The sequence below is a fragment of the Geodermatophilus sp. SYSU D00779 genome (assembly GCF_054050595.1).
The window spans coordinates 51,486-71,327 of record NZ_JBJGZQ010000005.1 but is presented as its reverse complement, the minus strand read 5'-3'; the positions used below and the strand labels follow the sequence as shown (position 1 = coordinate 71,327).

21 protein-coding genes are annotated in these 19,842 nt (G+C 77.4%); 12 read left to right on the top strand and 9 right to left on the bottom strand.

Going from position 1 to position 19,842, the window contains the following annotated elements; genetic code table 11:
- Positions 1–37 precede the first annotated feature (37 nt).
- From ACI79G_RS05150 to ACI79G_RS05135, 4 genes are all read right to left on the bottom strand, one after another.
- Positions 38–1,558, bottom strand: a complete 1,521-nt coding sequence (locus ACI79G_RS05150) for a precorrin-2 C(20)-methyltransferase (protein WP_456880073.1) — start codon at positions 1,556–1,558, stop codon at positions 38–40.
- Positions 1,559–1,632: 74 nt separating this feature from the next.
- Positions 1,633–2,259, bottom strand: a complete 627-nt coding sequence (locus ACI79G_RS05145; protein ID WP_456880072.1) for a precorrin-8X methylmutase — start codon at positions 2,257–2,259, stop codon at positions 1,633–1,635.
- Positions 2,259–3,428, bottom strand: coding sequence for a precorrin-3B synthase (cobG, locus tag ACI79G_RS05140; protein WP_456880071.1), 1,170 nt, complete (start codon positions 3,426–3,428; stop codon positions 2,259–2,261). The genes ACI79G_RS05145 and cobG overlap by 1 nt, the downstream gene beginning before the upstream one ends.
- 54 nt (positions 3,429–3,482) lie before the next feature.
- Positions 3,483–4,178 carry a DUF4383 domain-containing protein gene (locus ACI79G_RS05135; protein WP_456880070.1) on the bottom strand — a complete coding sequence of 232 codons (696 nt, stop codon included), beginning with the start codon at positions 4,176–4,178 and terminating at the stop codon, positions 3,483–3,485.
- Between the two features lie 129 nt (positions 4,179–4,307).
- On the opposite strand from ACI79G_RS05135, the gene ACI79G_RS05130 reads away from it, so the two are divergent.
- The gene (locus ACI79G_RS05130; protein ID WP_456880069.1) at positions 4,308–4,628 is read left to right on the top strand and encodes a tetratricopeptide repeat protein; all 321 of its coding nucleotides are present in this window, start codon (positions 4,308–4,310) and stop codon (positions 4,626–4,628) included.
- A 49-nt stretch (positions 4,629–4,677) separates the two neighbouring features.
- Here the strand turns inward: ACI79G_RS05130 and ACI79G_RS05125 are convergent, their stop codons facing one another.
- Complete coding sequence (locus ACI79G_RS05125) at positions 4,678–5,550, bottom strand: helix-turn-helix domain-containing protein (protein ID WP_456880068.1); 873 nt, start codon at positions 5,548–5,550, stop codon at positions 4,678–4,680.
- Here ACI79G_RS05125 and ACI79G_RS05120 point away from each other — a divergent pair.
- The 3 genes from ACI79G_RS05120 (at position 5,467) to ACI79G_RS05110 (ending at position 10,345) form a co-directional block, all read left to right on the top strand.
- Positions 5,467–6,327 (top strand): TIGR04222 domain-containing membrane protein, encoded by an 861-nt coding sequence (locus ACI79G_RS05120; protein ID WP_456880067.1) that lies wholly within the window; start codon positions 5,467–5,469, stop codon positions 6,325–6,327. The genes ACI79G_RS05125 and ACI79G_RS05120 overlap by 84 nt on opposite strands.
- Positions 6,328–6,446: 119 nt before the next feature.
- The gene (gene cobN / locus ACI79G_RS05115) at positions 6,447–10,052 is read left to right on the top strand and encodes a cobaltochelatase subunit CobN (RefSeq protein ID WP_456880066.1); all 3,606 of its coding nucleotides are present in this window, start codon (positions 6,447–6,449) and stop codon (positions 10,050–10,052) included.
- A gap of 62 nt (positions 10,053–10,114) precedes the next feature.
- Positions 10,115–10,345, top strand: a complete 231-nt coding sequence (locus ACI79G_RS05110) for a hypothetical protein (RefSeq protein WP_456880065.1) — start codon at positions 10,115–10,117, stop codon at positions 10,343–10,345.
- Positions 10,346–10,417: 72 nt separating this feature from the next.
- On the opposite strand, the gene ACI79G_RS05105 is transcribed toward ACI79G_RS05110, so the two are convergent.
- The 3 genes from ACI79G_RS05105 to ACI79G_RS05095 are packed head-to-tail and all read right to left on the bottom strand — an operon-like array spanning position 10,418 to position 12,253.
- On the bottom strand, positions 10,418–11,158 hold the full coding sequence (locus ACI79G_RS05105) for an adenosylcobinamide-GDP ribazoletransferase (protein WP_456880064.1): 741 nt from the start codon (positions 11,156–11,158) through the stop codon (positions 10,418–10,420).
- On the bottom strand, positions 11,155–11,676 hold the full coding sequence (gene cobU, locus ACI79G_RS05100; RefSeq protein ID WP_456880063.1) for a bifunctional adenosylcobinamide kinase/adenosylcobinamide-phosphate guanylyltransferase: 522 nt from the start codon (positions 11,674–11,676) through the stop codon (positions 11,155–11,157). The genes ACI79G_RS05105 and cobU overlap by 4 nt, the downstream gene beginning before the upstream one ends.
- Positions 11,677–11,701: 25 nt before the next feature.
- Entirely contained in the window at positions 11,702–12,253 is a 552-nt protein-coding gene (locus tag ACI79G_RS05095) for a histidine phosphatase family protein (protein WP_456880062.1), read from the bottom strand.
- 62 nt (positions 12,254–12,315) lie between these two features.
- Between ACI79G_RS05095 and ACI79G_RS05090 the strand changes: the two genes are divergently transcribed.
- Together ACI79G_RS05090 and ACI79G_RS05085 are read left to right on the top strand one after the other, a co-directional pair.
- Positions 12,316–13,101, top strand: a complete 786-nt coding sequence (locus tag ACI79G_RS05090) for an oxidoreductase (RefSeq protein ID WP_456880061.1) — start codon at positions 12,316–12,318, stop codon at positions 13,099–13,101.
- A gap of 21 nt (positions 13,102–13,122) precedes the next feature.
- Complete coding sequence (locus ACI79G_RS05085; protein WP_456880060.1) at positions 13,123–14,091, top strand: aldo/keto reductase; 969 nt, start codon at positions 13,123–13,125, stop codon at positions 14,089–14,091.
- Positions 14,092–14,250: 159 nt separating this feature from the next.
- Here the strand turns inward: ACI79G_RS05085 and ACI79G_RS05080 are convergent, their stop codons facing one another.
- Positions 14,251–15,087: an HAD family hydrolase gene (locus tag ACI79G_RS05080; protein ID WP_456880059.1), complete on the bottom strand. Its 837-nt coding sequence runs from the start codon at positions 15,085–15,087 to the stop codon at positions 14,251–14,253.
- A gap of 127 nt (positions 15,088–15,214) precedes the next feature.
- On the opposite strand from ACI79G_RS05080, the gene ssd reads away from it, so the two are divergent.
- The 6 genes from ssd (at position 15,215) to ACI79G_RS05050 (ending at position 19,729) form a co-directional block, all read left to right on the top strand.
- Positions 15,215–16,312 carry a septum site-determining protein Ssd gene (gene ssd, locus ACI79G_RS05075; RefSeq protein ID WP_456880058.1) on the top strand — a complete coding sequence of 366 codons (1,098 nt, stop codon included), beginning with the start codon at positions 15,215–15,217 and terminating at the stop codon, positions 16,310–16,312.
- Positions 16,309–17,448, top strand: a complete 1,140-nt coding sequence (locus tag ACI79G_RS05070) for a TadA family conjugal transfer-associated ATPase (RefSeq protein WP_456880057.1) — start codon at positions 16,309–16,311, stop codon at positions 17,446–17,448. Before ssd ends, ACI79G_RS05070 begins: the two co-directional genes overlap by 4 nt.
- Positions 17,445–18,233, top strand: a complete 789-nt coding sequence (locus ACI79G_RS05065) for a type II secretion system F family protein (protein WP_456880056.1) — start codon at positions 17,445–17,447, stop codon at positions 18,231–18,233. The genes ACI79G_RS05070 and ACI79G_RS05065 overlap by 4 nt, the downstream gene beginning before the upstream one ends.
- Positions 18,230–18,949, top strand: a complete 720-nt coding sequence (locus ACI79G_RS05060; protein ID WP_456880055.1) for a type II secretion system F family protein — start codon at positions 18,230–18,232, stop codon at positions 18,947–18,949. Before ACI79G_RS05065 ends, ACI79G_RS05060 begins: the two co-directional genes overlap by 4 nt.
- A gap of 130 nt (positions 18,950–19,079) precedes the next feature.
- Positions 19,080–19,346 (top strand): DUF4244 domain-containing protein, encoded by a 267-nt coding sequence (locus ACI79G_RS05055; RefSeq protein WP_456880054.1) that lies wholly within the window; start codon positions 19,080–19,082, stop codon positions 19,344–19,346.
- Positions 19,346–19,729, top strand: a complete 384-nt coding sequence (locus ACI79G_RS05050) for a TadE family type IV pilus minor pilin (protein ID WP_456880053.1) — start codon at positions 19,346–19,348, stop codon at positions 19,727–19,729. Before ACI79G_RS05055 ends, ACI79G_RS05050 begins: the two co-directional genes overlap by 1 nt.
- Positions 19,730–19,842: the final 113 nt, after the last annotated feature.

Genomic DNA, 19,842 nt, shown 5'->3' with positions numbered 1-19,842 from the left:
CTGAGCCTGCGGAGGGTGGGGAGGACGGGGTCCTCGCTCAGGAGGGGCGTGCGTCCGGGTGCGTGCGGGGGCTGTAGACCGCGCCGGTGGCGCTGACCCGGGTCTGCGACGAGCCGACGATCACGCAGCAGCGCATGTCGACGGTCTGCGGGTCCAGCTCGCCGAGGGTGGTGACCCGGATGCTCTCCTCGGGGCCACCGACGTCCCTGCCGACGACGACCACCGTGCCGGGCTTGCGGCCCTCCAGCAGCACCTGCTGGGCCTCGGCGAGCTGGTGCGGGCGGGCCTTCGACCGCGGGTTGTAGAGCGCGAGCACCAGGTCGGCGGCCGAGGCGTGCCGCAGCCGCTCGACGACGACGTCCCAGGGCTTGCGGACGTCGGAGAGGCTGACCACGCAGAAGTCGTGGCCCAGCGGCGCGCCGACCCGGGCGGCGACGGCCTGCGCGGCGGTGAGGCCGGGCAGCACCCGCACCGGGACGTCGGCGTACCCGGGCCGCTCGGCGACCTCGAGCACCGCGGCGGCCATCGCGAAGACGCCGGGGTCGCCGCTGGAGACGACCGCGACCCGCCGTCCCGACCGCGCCAGGTCGAGGGCGTGCGCGGCGCGCTCGGCCTCGACCCGGTTGTCGCTGGGGTGGCGGGTCTGCCGCGGGTTGGCCGGCACCCGGTCCAGGTAGGGGCCGTAGCCGACCAGGTCGTCGGCGGTGGCCAGCGCCTCGGCGGCCTCCGGGGTGGTCCAGCAGCGGGCGCCCGGGCCGAGGCCCACGACGACGACCTCGCCGGTGCGGGGCGCGGCGTCCTCGGACCGCCCGGGTCCGGGGGGCGGGTCGGTCAGCGGGCTGGGCAGCAGGGCGAGGGAGAAGTAGGGGACGGTCGCCGGGTCGACGTCAGCCAGCGGCATCGTGCGCTGCCGGTCGGTGCTGGCCCGCTCGACGTAGAGGGCGCGGTCGAGCACCCCGGCGGCGTCGAACGCCTCGCGCACGTTGCCGAACGTGCGGCCCAGCTTCATCACGGCAGCGGCGTCCGTGGTGGCCAGCCACTCGGTGAGCTCCTCGGCGGGCAGCGTGCCGGGCAGCACGGTGAGCACCTCGTCGCGCTCGACCAGCGGCCGGCCGACCGCCGCGGCGGCGCCGCTGACGCTGGTCACGCCGGGCACCACCTCGGTCGGGTACCGGTGGGCCAGCCGCTTGTGCATGTGCATGTAGGAGCCGTAGAAGAACGGGTCGCCCTCGGCGAGGACGACGACGTCGCGGCCGGCGTCCAGGTGCGCGGCCAGCCGAGCCGCGGCCGCCTCGTAGAACTCGTCGATCGCGCCCTGGTAGCCGCCGGGGTGGTCGGTCGTCTCGGTGGTCACCGGGTAGACCAGCAGCTCCTCGACCTGACCCTCCCGCAGGTAGGGCGCGGCCACCGCGCGGGCGACCGAGCGGCCGTGCTGGGCGGCGTGGAAGGCGACGACGTCGGCGGCGGCGATGAGCCGGGCGGCCTTGACGGTCACCAGCTCGGGGTCGCCGGGGCCGAGGCCGACCCCGTACAGGCGTCCGGTGCGGGGGCCGCTCACTCGATGCCCCCCGCTCCCGCGGGACGCTCCGCTCCTCGCTCGTTCCTCGCTGCGATGCTCACGTCCCCGTCCGCTCATTCGACGTCGCTCGCGATCGCGTTGACGGCAGCCGCCGTGATGGCGCTGCCGCCGCGCCGCCCGCGGACCACCAGGTGCTCGAGGTCGGAGGCGGCCAGGGCGTCCTTGGACTCCGCCGCCCCGATGAAGCCGACCGGGATGCCGAGGACGGCGGCCGGGCGCGGCGCCCCGGCGGCGACCATCTCCAGCAGGTGGAACAGCGCGGTCGGCGCGTTGCCGATGGCGACCACCGCGCCGTCCAGCCGGTCGCGCCACAGCTCGAGCGCCGCGGCAGTGCGGGTGGTGCCGAGGTCGGCGGCCAGACCCGGGGTACGCGGGTCGTTGAGCGTGCAGACGACGTCGTTGTCCTTCGGCAGCCGCCGCCGGGTGACGCCCGAGGCGACCATCTCCGCGTCGCACAGCACCGGGGCGCCGGCGTCCAGCGCCTCGCGGGCCCGGACGACGACGTCGGGGGAGAAGGCGAGGTCCTCGACCAGGTCCACCTGCCCGCAGGCGTGCACCATCCGCACCGCGACGCGGGCGACGTCCTCGGGCAGGCCGGCCAGGTCGGTCTCGGCGCGGATCGTGGCGAACGAGCGCCGGTAGATCTCCGCGCCGTCCTTCTCGTACTCGTACTCGTACATCAGCTCCACCCGACTCGGTATCCGGTCCCGGTCGCCACCACGTCGACGACCTCGCCGCGGGGACGGCCACAGCGGCGCTCGCACCCGGCCCAGTGCTGGCGGGCACCGCCCGCCGGCAGTGTGCCGGTTGCCACGGCCCGGGCGGCGTCGGCGCGGACGTCGGCCAGCGACTTCGCGCACCCCGGCCGGCCCGCGCAGGCGGTCACCCTGGTCCAGGCGTCGTCCGCGTCGAACACCATGCCGGTCCGGTGCAGGGCGACGGCCGCGTCGTCGACGGCGTCCTCGGCCAGGCCGGGGACGACGACGCTGCGCCACGGCGTCAGCTGCACCTCGTCGGCGAGGCGGGCCAGCAGGTCGGCCTGCTCCGCGGAGAGCCGGCCGAGCGGGACGACGGCGGCGAGGGCGGTCCGTCCGTCGTGCTGCGCCACTGCACCGACCGGCCCCAGCGCCGGTGCCGGAGGGACGTCCACCGTTCCGCCCCGGCGGCCGGTCAGGCGGGCCCCGACGCGGATCGCGCCGTCGTCCAGTTCCGCCAGTCGCCAGGCGGTGCCGCCCTGGGCGGCGCGCTCGTCGAGGAACGCGCGGGTGGCGGCGAGGGCGAGCGCGACCGCCTCGTCCGGGTGGGCGCGCCACCCGGAGTCGGTGCCGGCGAGGGTCAGGGCGACCTCGGCGGGGGAGAGGGCGAGCAGGCCGACGTCCCCACCGAGGCCGGCCACGTCGCCGCGGCCGTCGTCGAGCGTGGCGAGGTACCGGCCCGGCAGCGCGGCGAGCGCGGGGTCGGCACAGATCCCGGCGTCCAGCGCACGCACCCACGGCCGGACGTCGACGTGCCCGCCGGCCCGGCCGGTCAGTGCGCTGGCCAGCACGTTGCGCACCCGCTCGTGCGACGCGCTGGGCAGCAGGCCGACGGCGGCGAGCCGGTCGCCGAGCTCGGCCTCCGCGCCGTCGGCCAGGCCGCGCACCTGCACGTTGCCCCGGCTGGTGAGCTCCAGTGCCCCGTCGCCGAGGTCGCGCGCGGCAGCCGCGAGCGCCCGCAGCTGGCCGCCGGTCAGCAGCCCGCCGGGGACCCGCACCCGGGCCAGCGCACCGTCGGCGGCGGCGTGGGTCTGCAGCGCACCGGGGCACGCGTCGGCCCGGAGGCGGGCGGCGGTGGGGGTGCGGGCGGTCATGGCGGTGGCGAGGGTACGTCCCGCCGTCCCGCCCGGTGGCCGGCGGCGGCCCGGTCAGCCGAGCCGGCGTGTCTGGTCGAAGGACATCCACACCCGGCGGCGGTCGCCGCGGCTGTGCACCTGCGCCATGGCCGCCACCCGGCGCCGCTGGTCGTCGGTGCCGGCGTGCAGGGCGACGGCGCGCTCGGCCTCGCGCATCGCCTGCTCCGCGGCGACCTCCTCCGGCGTCGACGGCAGGTCGTCGTCCTCCTCCTCCGCCAGCGCGTGCGGGTGGGCGTACGGGCTGTCCTCCGGCAGGTGGCCGCTGATCCGGCCGTAGGCGCCGAGCGTGAGCAGGAGCAGGCCGACGACGACGGAGAACACGACGTTCTCGAACTCGAACGCCAGGATGTTGAAGGAGGTCCGCAGCACCGCCAGGTTGACCAGGGCGGAGAGCAGGAACAAGGAGCCGGCGACGATCATGATCGTCGAGGTGATCCGCGGGCTGCGCGCAGCGGCGATCAGCAGGACGACCGCCATGACCACCGAGATGGTCGACAGCAGGCCGTTGGAGGACAGGCCGAGGATGCGCTCGCCCTCGGTGGAGAAGTAGTCCAGGCCGCCGGCGAAGCCGAGGAGGCCGAAGACCAGGAGCACGAGCGCCACCAGGACGGCGCCGGTGCGTTGGACGGCGTACACGCGGGCGCCGGGGCCTGGGCGCTCCTCGCTGGTGTCGGCCGTGCGGTGCGAGAGGTGCGGTCGTAGTGCCATGAGATCTCCCCGGGGGAGTGGGACGGTGCCCATTCTTCTCCCTCTCCCGCTCGTTGGATGCACTACAACGATGCGGGTTTCGACGTCTTTCCGTGGGAAGCCGCGGCGGGGGCGGTGGGTTGTCCCGGCATGACCCAGCGCGACCTGCACTCGGAGTTCCTCCGCGCGGACCTCTTCCTCGCGATGGGGCAGCCGATCGAGGCGGCGCGCCTGCTCGAGCCGCTCGTCGAGGCCGAGCCGGCCAACGAGGCCGCCCTCGAGCTCCTGGCCCGCGCCTACTTCGGCTCCGCCCAGCTGACGAGGGCGGAGGACGCGCTGACCCGGCTGGTGGGGATGGCCCCGGCCAACGGCTGGGCGCGCCGGGCGCTGGCCCGCACGCTGGAGCGGCAGAGCCGGCCGGGCGAGGCGGTGGCGCACCACCGGGTGGCCGACGCCCTCGGCGCCGCCTGAGCGAGGACCCCGTCCCGGGCCCCACCCTCCGCGGACCCGGCTGGTCCGGCTACCGGCCGGCGGCCAGTCGCCGGACCAGCCGGACCGACGCGTCGGGGTCCAGCGCCATCTCGGTGAGCAGCTCGAACGCGCGGCCGTACCGGTGCACCTCGGCCTCCCCGTCGACGAACGCGATCCGCGTCTTGTTCTCCAAGTAGACGACGTCCGGCGTCCCGGTGGCGCGCGACTCGAGGGCGGAGAACGAGCCCGCGGTCACCGGCGGCAGCCCGGCGTCGAACGGCAGCACCTGCAGGGTGACGTTCGGCCGGCCGGCCACCTCGGCGAGCCACTCCAGCTGACCGCGCAGCACCGCCGCACCGTCGGGCGCCCCGGGCGCGCCCGCGGTGCGGTGGAGCACCGACTCGTCGAGCACCGCCCACAGCTGCATCGGGTCGGCCGCGTCGAGGACCTCCTGCCGCCGCCGGCAGACCTGCACCCGGCGTTCGACCTCGGGGGGTGCGGGCCGCTCCCAGGTGGAGAGCACCACCTGGCGCACGTAGTCCGGGGTCTGCAGCAGCGCGTGCGGCACCAGCGCGCCGAAGCAGCGCAGCGCCCGGGACCCCGCCTCCAGCCGGATGAGGTTGGCGTACCCGGGGGACAGGGTGTCGGCGTAGGCGTCCCACCAGCCGCGCGGCCGGGCCGACGGTGCCAGCCGGCGCAGCAGGTCGGCCCTCGCGTCGGGGACCCGGTACAGCTCGAGCAGCCGGTCGAGGTCGTCGGCGGCGATGCCGATCCGCGCCGTCTCGATCCGCGACACCTTCGACGGCGACCACCCGAGGCGCGCGGCGACGTCCTTGGCGTGCAGCTGCGTGTCCGTGCGCAGCTGGCGCAGCTCGCGCGCCAGCCGCCGCCCCCGCACCGACGGGGTGTCCCGGTCCACCACGGCCGGACGATAGCCACCCCGTGCAATCGTGCAAGCACGCTCGCGGACGGCGGGTGGGACGTGCGACCGTCGGCGTGCGGCCGCAGCCCCTCTCGATCCTCGACGCGAAGGACGACGGACATGACCGGAACGCACGTCCCCCTCCTCGGCTCCGACCTGTACGAGGTCGCCTACCTGGCCGGTGGCCCGCGCCGGGCCGTCGAGGCCGCGGTGGTGGCCCTCGTCGAGGACGGCCGCCTGGGGGTCACCCCCGCCACCGCGGAGCTGCACGTGGTCGACCCCCGCCGCCGGCACCCCGTCGAGGCCGCCGTGCTCGACGCCGCGGGTCCGCGCGCTCGCCGGTCGATCGACGGGATCGCCTGGCGGGTGCGCACCGACGCCCGGCTGGCCGCGCTCGCCGGCGGGCTGCAGCAGGCCGGGCTGGTGTCCCGGCGCGGTGGCGTGCACGCCACCGCCGAGCGGGCCTGGACGGCGCTCGGGCTGACCCGCGCGGGCCGGCGGGAGCTGCGCCGGCTGCGGTCCGCCCCGGCGGTCGTCGGCCGCGCCGAGGCGCTCGCGGTGGCGCTCGACGGTCCCCGGGCGTGGGCCGACACCGAGCGGCGCGCAGCCGTCTTCGCCCCGCCCCGGCCCTACGTGCCGACGACCCCGGGCCCCAGCGTGCGCGAGGTCCGCCGCAGCCACTCCGGGGTGTACGCCCACGGCGGCTCCGTGGGCTGGGTCGGCGGTGGCCTCGGCGGTGACTGCGGTGGTGGCGGCGGCGACGGCGGGGGCTGCTGACCCGGCGCAGCCGACCGACTCCGCCGCGGCCCGCACCGCCTCTTGCCCGGGGAACACCCAGCGGTTCCCGGCCGGGTCCTGGCCGCGAGGTGCCAGCTCCGCCCGGTAGCGTGCCGTCGGTGTTCACGCTGCTGTCGACCAGCGACACCGACCTCCTCTCCGCCCGCGCCAGCGGCGCCGACTGGCGGCTGGGCAACCCCGCCCGCCTGGACGACGCGGGCGTCGCCGCGCTCGCCGCCGGCACGGACCTCGTCGTCGTCCGCATCCTCGGCGTGCGGCGGCAGTACGAGGAGCTGCTCGCGCCGCTGCTGGCCGGGCCCGCGCCGGTCGTCGTCCTCGGCGGGGAGGCGCTGCCCGACGCCGAGCTGATGGAGCTGTCCACCGTCCCGATGGGGGTGGCGACCGAGGCGCACGGCTACCTGGCGCAGGGCGGCCCGGACAACCTGGTGCAGCTGCACCGCTTCCTGTCCGACACCGTGCTGCTCACCGGCGAGGGTTTCGAGCCGCCGGTCGTCGCGCCGGACTGGGGCGTGCTGGAGCGGCCGTCCACGGGCACCGGTCCCACCGTCGCCGTCCTCTACTACCGGGCGCACCACCTGGCCGGGAACACCGCGTTCGTCGAGGCGCTGTGCGGTGCCATCGAGGACGCCGGGGGCACCGCGCTGCCGGTCTTCACCTCGTCGCTGCGCAGCGTCTCCGACGAGCTGCTCGACGTCCTGCGCACCGCCGACGCCCTGGTGGTCACCGTGCTCGCCGCGGGCGGCTCCCGGCCGGCCACCGCGCAGGCCGGCGGGGACGACGGCGCGTGGGACGTCGGACAGCTGGCCGCGCTCGACGTGCCGGTCGTCCAGGGGCTGTGCCTGACCCGTTCCCGCGAGGAGTGGGTGGCCGACGACGACGGGCTCTCCCCGCTCGACGTCGGCAACCAGGTCGCGATCCCGGAGTTCGACGGCCGGCTGATCAGCGTGCCGTTCTCCTTCAAGGAGACCGACGCCGACGGGCTGACCAGCTACGTCGCCGACCCCGAGCGGGCCGCCCGCGTGGCCGGCACCGCCGTCGCGCACGCCCGGCTGCGGCACACCCCGCCCGCGGAGCGCCGCGTCGTCGTGATGCTGAGCGCCTACCCGACCAAGCACGCCCGCATCGGCAACGCGGTCGGCCTGGACACCCCGGCGTCCGTCGTCCGGCTGCTGGCCGCGATGCACGGCGCCGGGTACGACGTCGGGCCGTTCGACGGGCCCGACGCGCTGCCCGGCGTGGCCGACCTGGACGGCGACGCGCTGGTGCACGCGCTCATCGCCGCGGGTGGCCAGGACGCCGACTGGCTGACCGAGGAGCAGCTGTCGGGCAACCCGGTGCGCATCCCGGCAGCGCAGTACCGCGCCTTCTTCGACACGCTGCCGGCCGACCTGCGCGAGGCGATGGTGTCGCACTGGGGCGAGGCGCCCGGGTCGCTGTTCGTGGACGGGGACGACATCGTCTTCGCCGCGCTGCGGGCGGGCAACGTCGTGGTGATGGTCCAGCCGCCGCGCGGCTTCGGGGAGAACCCGATCGCGATCTACCACGACCCGGACCTGCCGCCGTCCCACCACTACCTGGCCGCCTACTGGTGGCTGCGGTCGGTGTTCGGCGCGCACGCGCTGGTGCACGTCGGCAAGCACGGCAACCTGGAGTGGCTGCCGGGCAAGACGGTGGGCCTGTCGGCGTCCTGCGCCCCGGACGCCGCCCTCGGCGACCTGCCGCTGGTCTACCCGTTCCTGGTCAACGACCCGGGTGAGGGCTCGCAGGCCAAGCGTCGTGCGCACGCCACGCTGGTCGACCACATGGTGCCGCCGATGGCCCGCGCCGACTCCTACGGCGACATCGCCCGGCTCGAGCAGCTGCTCGACGAGCACGCCAACGTCGCGGCGATGGACCCGGCGAAGCTGCCCGCCGTCCGGGCGCAGATCTGGACGCTGCTGCAGGCGGCCAAGCTCGACCACGACCTGGGGCTCGACGAGCGGCCCGAGGACGACCACTTCGACGAGATGATCCTGCACGTCGACGGCTGGCTCTGCGAGATCAAGGACTCGCAGATCCGCGACGGGCTGCACGTGCTCGGCACCCCGCCGTCCGGCCAGGACCGCGTCGACCTGGTGCTGGCGGTGCTGCGCGCCCGGCAGATCTGGGGCGGCACGGTGGCGCTGCCCGGGCTGCGGGAGGCGCTCGGCCTGACCGAGGACGGCTCCGCCGGCCGGGTCGAGACCGACGCGGTGGAGGCCTCCGCTGCCGCCCTGGTGACGGCCATGGAGGCCCGCGGCTGGGCACCCGACGCCGTGCCGTCGGTGGTCGCCGAGGTCCTGGGGCGTCCCGACGAGCGCGTCGAGGCGGTGCTGCGCTTCGCCGTCGACGAGGTGGTGCCCCGGCTGGAGCGCACCACCGACGAGATGGACGCGACGCTGCACGCCCTGGAGGGCGGCTACGTGCCGGCCGGGCCGTCGGGCTCGCCGCTGCGCGGCCTGGTCAACGTGCTGCCGACCGGCCGCAACTTCTACTCGGTCGACCCCCGCGCGATCCCGTCGCGGCTGGCCTGGGAGACCGGCCAGGCGATGGCCGACTCCCTCGTCGAGCGCTACCTCGCCGACACCGGGGAGTACCCGGCCTCGGTGGGGCTGTCCGTGTGGGGCACCTCGGCGATGCGCACCTCGGGGGATGACGTCGGCGAGGTGCTCGCGCTGCTCGGCGTCCGCCCGGTGTGGGACGACGCCTCGCGGCGGGTGACCGGCCTGGAGCCGATCCCGCTCGACGAGCTCGGGCGCCCGCGCATCGACGTGACCGTGCGGATCTCCGGGTTCTTCCGGGACGCCTTCCCGCACGTGGTGACCATGCTGGACGACGCGGTGACCCTGGTGGCGGGGCTGGACGAGCCCGCCGAGCAGAACCTCGTCCGCGCCCACGTGGACGCCGACGTCGCCGGCCACGGCGACCGCCGGCGGGCCACCACCCGCGTGTTCGGCTCCAAGCCCGGCGCCTACGGGGCCGGGCTGCTGCCGCTGATCGACTCCCGCGACTGGCGGGGGGACGCCGACCTGGCCGAGGTCTACGCCGTCTGGGGCGGCTACGCCTACGGCCGCGGGCTGGACGGCGTGCAGGCCCGCCCGGACATGGAGGCGGCCTACCGGCGGATCGCGGTCGCGGCGAAGAACGTCGACACCCGCGAGCACGACATCGCCGACTCCGACGACTACTTCCAGTACCACGGCGGGATGGTGGCGACGGTCCGCGCGCTGACCGGGCGCGCGCCGGCCGCCTACATCGGCGACTCGACCCGGCCGGAGTCGGTGCGCACTCGGTCGCTGACCGAGGAGACCGCCCGGGTGTTCCGCGCCCGCGTGGTCAACCCGAAGTGGCTGGCGGCGATGCGCCGGCACGGCTACAAGGGCGCCTTCGAGCTGGCCGCGACGGTCGACTACCTGTTCGGCTACGACGCCACCACCGGCGTGGTCGCCGACTGGATGTACGAGAAGCTGGCGCAGACCTACGTGCTCGACCCGGAGAACCGCGCCTTCCTCGAGCAGTCCAACCCGTGGGCGCTGCACGGCATCGCCGAGCGGCTGCTGGAGGCCGTCGACCGGCGGATGTGGGCCGAGCCGGACCCGCAGCTGCTGGCCGAGCTGCAGCAGGCCTACCTCGACACCGAGGGCGACCTGGAGGGCGGGGAGACCCCGGCGTCGACCCGGTCCTGACGATCGTGCATCGCCGCCGCGACCTGGGGTACGTCCCTGCCATGAGCATCCTCGGACGACTGATGGGCACGGCAGAGAACACTGCGCGCAGCGCCTCCCGCGGCGGCCGTGCCACCGCACGGGGGACGGCGGGCGTGACGGGCGGCCGCCGCACGGGCCGCGGGATGGGCGGACTGGGCACCGCCGGCCGCGGCTACGGCCGCGCGACCACCGGCCGCGCCGGGCGGGGCCGGGCGACCCCCGCGTCCTCCGGCCTGGGCGGACTGCTCGGCGGCCTCCTGCGCCGCCGCTGAAGAAGGACCCCCTCGCCCCCCACGCCTCGCTTCGCTCGGCGCGGGGCCCTGCGAGGGGGCCGTTCCAGGACGTCACCAGGGGAGGACGGCCGCGGTCACCAGCAGGGTGACCGCGGCCGCCGTCTCGCCCATCGCCCCCATCACGTCGCCGGTGACGCCGCCCAGCCGGGCGCGCGCCCGGCGCAGGAGCAGCTCGGCCGCGAGCAGACCGGCGGCGGCGCCCGCCACCAGCGCCCGGTCGGCGACGGTCAGCAGCGCCCCGGTGAGGAGCACCCAGCCGGCCAGCCAGCGCGCCGAGACCGTGCCGGCGACCGACTGCCCGAGCGCGGAGCCCGCGGCCACCGGGACGCCGGTCAGCCCGGTGCGCGCCATCGCGAGCCGGGCGACCAGCGGTGCCGCCGCGAGCGCGGTCCAGCCCCGTTCGGCCTCGAGCAGGGTGGCCGCGGCGGCGACCTGCAGCAGCACGGTGAGCAGCACCGCCACCACGCCGAAGGGGCCGACGTCCCCCTGCCGCATCACCTCGAGGGCCCGCTCGCGGCCGCGCAGCGGGCCCAGCCCGTCGGCGGTGTCGGCCAGGCCGTCCAGGTGCAGGCCGCGGGTCAGCGCCGCCAGCACCGCAACGGCCAGCACCGCGCCGGTGAGCGGCGAGACGAGGTGCGCGCCTGCCACGCCAACCCCGGCCGACAGGGCGCCGAGCACGAGCCCGACCAGCGGCGCCCACGGCAGCACGCCGCGGGTCGACGCCGCCGCCCGCGCCGGTACCCGCAGGACGGTCAGCAGCGCCGCGGACTCCAGGGGACCGGTCCACCTCATCGCAGCCGCTGCGGCAGCCCGGCCACCACGAACCACACCTCGTCGGCGGTGCCGGCCAACCGCTGGTTGACCGAGCCGAGGGTGTCGCGGAACAGCCGTCCGGCGCGGGTCTCGGGCACCACCCCCAGCCCCACCTCGTCCGACACCGCGACCACGTGCGCGGGCGTCATCGTCCAGGCCTCGACCAGCGCGTCGCAGCGGCGGGCCAGGCGGTCCGACGCGCCGGGCTCGTCGGTCCAAACGCCGGTCTGGTCCATCAGCGCGGCCACCCAGGTGGTGATGCTGTCGACGAGCACGGTGCCGCGGCGCAGCAGGTCGCTGGGCGCGGTCGTCTCCAGCGTCGTCCACCCCGGGGGACGGCGGGCCCGGTGCGCGGCGACCCGCTCGGCCCACTCGGCGTCGCCCGGGACCGGGGGCGAGGTCGCCAGGTAGGTGACGTCGCCGGCGTCGGCCACCAGCGACTCGGCGTGCGCGGACTTGCCCGACCGCGACCCGCCCAGCACGAGGACCCTGCTCATCGCCCGCCCGGCGCCGTCGTGCCGCTCACAGCAGGAGCTCCAGCGGGGTCACCGTGCCGTTGTGCGGGGTCACCGCGGGCATCGCGTCCGGCCCCAACCCGGCGGCGACCGCCTGGGCGGCCCGGATCGTGTCGCCGTGGGTCACCAGCGCCACCACCTCGGCCGGCGGGTCGGCGCACAGGGCCTTCAGGTACGCGCCGACGCGGGCGTGCAGCTCGGCCAGGCTCTCCCCGCCCGGCGCCGCCCAGTGCGGGTCGGTCCAGTCGACGAGGTCCCACAGCTCCCGCGAGGGCCGGCCCTCGAGCACCCCGTAGCCCTGCTCGCGCAGCGCCGGCGTGGTCGTCAGCGGCAGGCCCGTGGCGCGGGCGCAGTGCTCGGCGGTCTGCACCGCGCGCCGCAGGTCGCTGGAGACGAGCGCCGCCGGACGCAGCGCCACCAGCTCCCGTGCCGCCGCGGCCGCCTGGGCGTGCCCGAGCTCGGTCAGCGGCACGTGCGCGGTCTGGCCCTGCATGAGCCCCGCGGCGTTCCACTCGCTCTGCCCGTGGCGGACGAGCAGGAGGGTCAGGGGCCGGGCCATGGTGGCAGGCAGCGTAACCAGGGTGCCGCCGGTTCCCGCGGCCCGCCTCGTACCGTCGGTGCGTGACGATCCCCGTGCGTCCCGGCGCCGGCCGCCCCGCGGCCCGCCCCGCCGCCGACCCGCTGGCCCCGCTGCTCGACCTGCCCGGCGTGCGGGACGCCGCCGAGGCCGCCCGCAGCGGGATCGACCGCCTGCTGCGGCACCGGCTGATGCGCAACCGTTCGGCCGAGGTCAGCACGGAGTCGGCGCTGCGCGGCGCCCGGGCCTCCGCGGCCCTGGAGGGGGTCGACGTCCCGCTGGCCGACCTGCGGGCGGGTCAGGTCGACGACCCCGTCGTGCAGGGTGCGCTGCGCGCCTCGGTCGCGCTCGGCTCGATGCAGGAGACCTGGACCCGGGCGCCGGGCCAGGTGCTGGCCCGGCTGCACGTGCTGGCCGCGGCGGACCTCGCCGACCGTGCCGACCTCGGTCGTCCGGGCGCGCACGCCGGACCGCGGCTCGGCGGGTTGTTCTCCCTGGTCACGGGGGAGAGCTCGGTGCCGGCCGTCGTCCTGGCCGCGGTCGTGCACGGTGAGCTGGCCGCGATCGCCCCGTTCGGCACCGCCGACGGCGTGGTCGCGCGCGCCGCGGCGCGGCTGACCGGCATCACCCGCGGGCTGGACCCGAAGGCGGTGTCGGTGCCCGAGGTCGGCTTCGCCGAGTTCGGCCGCGAGGAGTACGCCCGCGCGCTGGCCGGCTACGCCTCGGGGCAGCCCGACGGTGTGGCGGGGTGGCTGGTGCACTGCTGCCGCGCCACCGAGCACGGGGCGCTGGAGGGACTGGCGATCGCCGAGGCCCTGCTCCGCGGCTGACCAGCGGGCAGACTGGCGCCCGTGCGACACCTCGACGTCGACGGGCTCGGTGCGGTCAGCCGCGTGGGCCTGGGCACCTGGCAGTTCGGCTCCCGCGAGTGGGGCTACGGCGACGCCTACGCCTCCGGTGAGGCCAGGGCGATCGTCCGGCGGGCCCGCGAGCTGGGCGTCACCCTGTTCGACACCGCGGAGGTCTACGGCTTCGGCCGCAGCGAGCGGATCCTCGGGGAGGCGCTGGGCGAGGAACGGGCGGACGTCGTCGTCGCCACCAAGCTCTTCCCGGTGGCCCCGTTCCCGCCGGTCGTCCGCAGCCGGCTGGCCGGCAGCGCGCGCCGCCTCGGGCTGGACCGCGTGCCGCTCTACCAGGTGCACCAGCCCAACCCGGTGGTGCCCGACTCGGTGACCATGCCCGGGATGCGCGAGCTGCTCGACGCGGGCCGCATCGGGACCGTCGGCGTCTCCAACTACTCGCTGGAGCGCTGGCAGGCGGCCGACGCCGCCCTCGGCCGGCCGGTGGTCAGCAACCAGGTGCACTTCTCGCTGGCCGCGCCGTCGGCCCTCGACGACCTGGTGCCCTTCGCCGAGCGCGAGGGCCGGATGGTCATGGCCTACAGCCCGCTGGCCCAGGGGTTGCTCGGCGGGCGGTACGGCGTGGACAACCGGCCCGGTGGCGTCCGCGCGGCCAACCCGCTCTTCGGCACCGAGAACCTGCGCCGCGCCGAGCCGCTGCTCGACGTCCTCCGCGAGGTCGCCGCGGCCCACGACGTCGCGCCCGCGCAGATCGCGCTGGCGTGGCTGGTCTCCCTGCCGCGGGTGGTCGTGATCCCCGGGGCCTCCAGCGTCGCCCAGGTCGAGGCCAACGCGGCGGCGGCCGACATAGACCTGCGGCCGGACGAGCAGGCCGCGCTGACCGCGGCGGCGCGGGCGTTCCGGCCGGTGTCCGTGGTGCGCACGCTCGTGGAGCGGGTGCGCGAGCGCCTGCCGCTGTGAGGTGCTGGAACGGCCCCGCTGCAGCGGGAGGACCCCGCCCTCCTCGTGGAGGACCCCCCTGCCCCCCACCACTCGCAGGCTCGCGGCGGGACCCTGCAAGGGGGCCGTCAGGGCTCGGGGCGAGCCTCGGGACGGGCCCCGGTCGGGGCGGGTCCTCCTTCAGGCGCCGCGGCGCCACCAGCGGCCGGGCGCCGGCGGCGTCTCGGCGACCACCCGGAGGGCCCGCCTGCGGGCGTACCAGGCCAGACCGGCCACGGCGGCGCCCACGCTCATCGCCGCACCGGTGACCACCGGGGCCGACGGGACCGGGAAGCGCGAGCGCATGGTCACCGGCCAGGTGAACTCCAGCACCGGCCAGCCGTGCTCGGTCGCCGCCTTCCGCAGCGCCCGGTCGGGGTTGACCGCGGTCGGGTGCCCGACCGCCGAGAGCATCGGCAGGTCGGTGACCGAGTCGCTGTAGGCGTAGCAGTCGGCCAGGTCGTAGCCGCTCTCGGCGGCCACCTGCCGGAGGGCGACGGCCTTGTTCTCCCCGTAGGCGTAGAAGTCGATCTCGCCGGTGTAGCGGCCGTCGACGGTCACCATGCGGGTGGCCACCACGCGGTCGACGCCGAGCATCTCGCCGATCGGCTCGACCATCTCCGCGCCGCTGCTGGAGACGATGACGATCTCCCGGCCGGCCGCCCGGTGCTCCTCGATGAGGTCGGCGGCCTCGGCGTAGACCATCGGCTCGACGATGTCGTGCAGCGTCTCTCGCACGATCTCGTGCACGGTGGTGACGTCCCACCCGGTGCACATCTCGGTGATCTGCGCCCGCATGCGCTCCATCTGCTGCGCGTCGGCGCCGGAGAGGGAGAAGACCAACTGTGCGTAGGCGCCCTTGAGGACGGCGCGCCGGTTGATCAGCCCGCCCTGGAAGAACGGGCGGCCGAAGGCCAGGGTGCTGGACTTGGCGATGACCGTCTTGTCCAGGTCGAAGAACGCCGCTGCGCGGGTCACGGTTCACGACTGTAAGTGGGCGACACCGTTGTGACGCGGCGCACTGCGCCGTCCACACCCGCACGGGTCATCCACAGATCGCGGCCGCCCCTCGCGGCACGTCCGCCCCGGCGGTGGGCTGGTCGGCGTGTCCGCGTTCCGGTCCCCGCCGCCCCGCCCGCTCGTCGCCAGCGCCGACGAGGACCTGCTCGACGACCTGCTGCGGCTGCTCGCCGCGGCCGGCGCCGAGCCGGAGGTCGCCACGGGCGGCCCGGCGCTGCGCCGCGCCCACCGGGAGGCGCCCCTGGTGCTGCTCGGCGCCGACGTCCTGGCGTCCGCGCCGGTGCGGGGGCTGCCCCGTCGTCCCGGCGTGGTCGTCGTCGCGGTGGAGGAGCCCCCGGCGCCGGTCTGGGCGGCCGCGGTCGAGCAGGGCGCCGAGCGGGTGGCGGTGCTGCCGGCCGACGAGGGCTGGCTGGTCTCCCGGGTGGCCTCGGCGCTGCGCCGTCCGGTCGACCGCGGCCGGCTCGTCGTGGTGGGCGGGAGCTGCGGCGGGGCGGGGGTGAGCACGGTGGCGGCGGCGCTGGCACTCACCGCCGCGCCGGGTGGCGACGGCGTCCTGCTGGTCGACACCGACGGCTGGGGCGGCGGCCTGGACCTGTTGCTCGGTGCCGAGCGCGACGAGGGCCTGCGCTGGCCGGACCTCGCGGGGCTGCGCGGCCGGGTGGCCGGCGACGCGCTCATGGCGGCGCTCCCGGAGGTCGGGGGCGTGTCGGTGCTCGCCGCCTCGCGTTCGGCGCCCGGCGAGGTCCCGGCCGAGGCGCTGGCCGCGGTCGTCGAGGCGGCGCGGGCGGGCGGCTGGCCGGTGGTCGTCGACCTGCCCCGCACCGCGGGCCCCGAGGTCACCGGCACCGTGCTGGCCGAGGCCGACCTCGCGGTGCTCGTCGTCCCGGCCCGGCTTCGGGCGGCGTCGGCGGCCCGGCTGCTCGTCGAGCCGGGCGGGGACGGCCGGCCGGCGGCGTGGTCCGCAGCGCAGCTGGTGGTCCGGCCGGTGGCCGGCGGGCTGTCCGCCGACGAGGTCGCCGACGTGGTCGGCCGTCCGGTGCTGTGCGAGCTGGGCACCGACCGCAGCGCGCTGCCCCGCGGGGAGCAGGGCCGGCCGCCGCAGGTGGGGGCGCGCTCGCCCCTGGGGGCGCTGTCCCGCCGGCTGCTGGCCGAGCTGGCCACGGTGGACGGGGCCGCGGCGTGAGCGGGGCGCTGGTCGACCGGGTCCGTGCGCGGCTGGTCCTCGAGCCCGGGGTCCCGACGCGGGCCGCCGTGGCCGCGCTGGTGCGGGAGGAGTCCGGCGGCCTGCTCGGCGACGACGACGTGCTGCAGGCGGTCCGTGACGCGGTCGACGAGCTGGCCGGGGCGGGTCCGCTGGAGCCGCTGCTGCGCGAGCCGGGTGTGAGCGACGTGCTGGTCAACGGCCCGGACGAGGTCTGGGTCGACCGCGGCAGCGGCCTGGAGCGCACGCTGGTGCGCTTCCCGGACGAGGACGCGGTGCGCCGCCTCGCCGTCCGCCTCGCCGCCGCGGCCGGACGGCGGCTCGACGACGCCGCGCCCTGGGTGGACGCCGGCCTGCCCGACGGCACCCGGCTGCACGCGGTGCTGCCACCCGTGTCGGGCAGCGGCACCTGCCTGTCGCTGCGGGTGCTGCGCCGGGCCTCGCTGTCCTTCGCCGACCTGGCCGCGCGCGGCGCCCTCCCCGGGGCGTCCGGGGAGCTGCTGCGGGCGCTGGTCGCCCGGCGGCTGGCCTTCCTGGTCACCGGCGGCACCGGCTCGGGCAAGACGACGCTGCTGTCGGCGCTGCTCGGCCTCGTCCCGGGCGGCGAGCGGCTGGTGCTCTGCGAGGACGCCCCGGAGCTGGTGCCGGCGCACCCGCACGTCGTCCGGCTGGCCACCCGGCCGCCCAACGTCGAGGGCGTCGGGGAGGTGACGCTGCGCGACCTGGTCCGCCAGGCGCTGCGGATGCGGCCCGACCGGCTGGTGGTGGGCGAGGTCCGCGGCGCGGAGGTCACCGACCTGCTCACCGCGCTCAACACCGGGCACGACGGGGGTGTGAGCACCCTGCACGCCAACCGGCCGGCCGAGGTCCCCGCGCGGCTGGAGGCGCTCGGCGTCGCAGCCGGCCTCGACCGGCTGGCCGTGCACAGCCAGGCGGCCGCGGCCCTGTCCGTGGTGGTGCACCTGCGCAGGTCGCCGTCGGGACGGCGGGTCGAGGAGATCGGCGTGGTCCGCCGCGCCGGGGACCTCGTCGTCGTGGAGTCCGCCTGGCGCGCCGGCGGCGGCCCCTGCCCGGGCGCGCCACGGCTGTCGGAGCTGCTGTCGGCGGGGTGCGGGTGACCGGCGGGCTGCTGCTGCTCGCCGCCGCCCTGGCGCTGTGGCCGGGCCACGCGGCGCTGCGCCGGGAGCGCCGGCGTTCGCTGACCCGCCGCTGGGACGCCGTCCCCCGCCCGACCGCCGGGGTCCCGCTGCCGGCCGTCGCCGCGGTCGTCGCCGGCGCGGTCGCGGCGCTGCTCAGCACTCCGCTGGTGGCGGCCCTGGCCGGCGGCTGCGCGGCGCTCGCGGCCCGGGCCGAGCTGCGTCGCCGGGCGGGCGTGGAGGAGGAGGCGCGGCTGGCCGCGCTGGTCGAGGCGCTGACCGCCTTGGCCGCGGAGCTGCGCGGTGGTCGCTCGCTGGACGAGGCCACCCGCGCCGCCGTCGCCGCCTGCGCGGACGAGGACAGCGGCCGGGCGCTCGCCCGGGCGCTCCGCTTCCCCGAGGACGGCGGCGGGGAGTGCGGCGGTGAACTCGGGCGGGCGCTGGACCGGGTGGCGGCGGCCGCACGGCTGAGCGCACGCACCGGTTGCTCGCTGGCCGCGGTCGTCGGCGCGGTCGAGGACGACCTGCGTGCCCGGTCGCGGCAACGGCTGGAGCTGCGCTCGGCCACCGCCGGGTCGCGGGCCAGCGCGGCGCTGCTGGCCGGGCTCCCGGTGCTGGGGCTGGTCATGGGTGGGGGCGTGGGAGCCGACCCGTGGCAGGTGCTGACCACGACGCTCACCGGCCAGCTGCTGCTGGTGGCCGGCGTGGGGCTGGAGGTCGCCGGGCTGGCCTGGTCGGCGCGGCTGGTGTCGCGGGCCGCCCGGTGAGCACCACCGCGGTGGCGCTGCTGGGAGCGGCCGCGCTGCTCTGCTGGCCGGCCCGCTCGCCCGTGGCCGTCCGTGCCCGGTGGCTGGCCGACCGGGACGGGACGACCGCAGCCGGGCCCGGCCCCGCCGACCTGCGGAGGCGGTGGCTGCTGGCCGGTGCCGCCGGCCTGGCCGCCGGCCTGCTGGTCGGCGGCGCGACGGGAGCCGGGGTGGCCGGGCTGGTCGCGGTCGGCGGAGAGCGACTGCTGCGCCGTGGCGCGCAGGAGGGCGGACGGGCCGGCCCGGCTCCGGAAGCGGACCTGCCGGTGGCCTGCGACCTGCTCGCGGTCTGCCTGGAGGCGGGGCTGCCCGTGGGCGGCGCCCTGGCCGCCGTGGCCACCGCCCTGCCCGGTCCGCTCGGCCCCGAGCTGGCCACGGTCGCCGGCCTGTACCGGCTGGGTGCGGCGCCGCGACGGGCGTGGGCCGACGTGCCTCCGGGGCTGGCCGTCCTCGGCCGGGCGCTGGTGCGCGCCGGCGAGTCGGGGTCGACCGTCGTCCCGGCGCTGCGGTCGCTGGCCGCCGACGCCCGCGCCGGTGAGCGCAGCCGCGTCGACGCCGCGGTCCGCCGGGCCGGGGTGTGGGTGCTGGCGCCCCTCGGCGCCTGCTTCCTGCCGGCCTTCCTCTGCCTGGGCGTGGTGCCGCTGGTGCTCGGCATCGCCGCCGACGTCTTCGGCTGAGGCCCGCGGCCGGCGTCCACAGCGTGCGGCGGCGTCCACAGATCCGTCGCGGACCTGGGCCCGGGCCGCCGACGTCGCGAGGGTCGACGGCGACGGCCCGGGAGGCGGGCCGCGATCCCGAGGAGGCACCGTGACCGCACCCTGCGAGACCCGACCCGACGAGGAACTGCCCGACGCAGCTGGGGCCCCGGTGCACGAGGCGGCACCTCGCCGCCTGCGAGCGCGCTGGGCCCGGGTCCAGGCCGCCGCCGAGGCCGGGATGAGCACCGCCGAGTACGCCGTCGGCACCGTCGCGGCCTGCGCCTTCGCCGCCGTGCTGTACCGCGTCGTCACCGGCGGCTCCGTCGTCGAGGGGCTCAGCGCCCTGGTGGCCGACGCACTGGCCACCCTGTCCTGATGGTCCCGCGGCGGCGCGGCCCCGTCCGCGGTGAGGCGGGCATGGTGACGGCGGAGACGGCGGTGGCGCTGCCGGTGCTGCTGCTCGTGCTCGCCGGCGCCGTCGCCGCGGTGACCGTCGTCGGGGCCCAGCTGCGGTGCATCGACGCGGCCCGCGAGGGTGCCAGGGCGGCCGCCCGGGGTGAGGACACCGCGCTGGTGACCGCGCTCGCCGGGCAGGCCGCCCCCGACGGGGCGACGACCACGGTGGCCGTCGGCGGGTCCGCCGTCACCGTCACGGTGACGGCGGAGGTGGCGCCGCTGGGCCCGGTCCCGCTGCGGGTCCCGGTCTCGGCCTCCGCGGTGAGCCGGCGCGAGCCGGGCACCGCGGAGGAGGCGGGGTGAGCCTCCGGTCCCGGATGTCGGGGGAGCGGGGCTCGGCCACGGTGTGGGTGATCGCCCTCGCCGGCGTCCTCGCCGCCATCGGTGTGGCGGCGGTGCTCGTCGGGGGGGGGGGG

Coding starts and splice junctions, on each gene's coding strand:
- ACI79G_RS05135 (WP_456880070.1), bottom strand. CDS start 4,178: ATGGCACTACGACCGCACCTCTCGCACCGCACGGCCGACACCAGCGAG.
- ACI79G_RS05050 (WP_456880053.1), top strand. CDS start 19,346: ATGGTCCCGCGGCGGCGCGGCCCCGTCCGCGGTGAGGCGGGCATGGTG.
- ACI79G_RS05095 (WP_456880062.1), bottom strand. CDS start 12,253: ATGGCCCGGCCCCTGACCCTCCTGCTCGTCCGCCACGGGCAGAGCGAG.
- cobG (WP_456880071.1), bottom strand. CDS start 3,428: ATGACCGCCCGCACCCCCACCGCCGCCCGCCTCCGGGCCGACGCGTGC.
- ACI79G_RS05130 (WP_456880069.1), top strand. CDS start 4,308: ATGACCCAGCGCGACCTGCACTCGGAGTTCCTCCGCGCGGACCTCTTC.
- ACI79G_RS05110 (WP_456880065.1), top strand. CDS start 10,115: ATGGGCACGGCAGAGAACACTGCGCGCAGCGCCTCCCGCGGCGGCCGT.
- ACI79G_RS05145 (WP_456880072.1), bottom strand. CDS start 2,259: ATGTACGAGTACGAGTACGAGAAGGACGGCGCGGAGATCTACCGGCGC.
- ACI79G_RS05105 (WP_456880064.1), bottom strand. CDS start 11,158: ATGAGGTGGACCGGTCCCCTGGAGTCCGCGGCGCTGCTGACCGTCCTG.
- cobU (WP_456880063.1), bottom strand. CDS start 11,676: ATGAGCAGGGTCCTCGTGCTGGGCGGGTCGCGGTCGGGCAAGTCCGCG.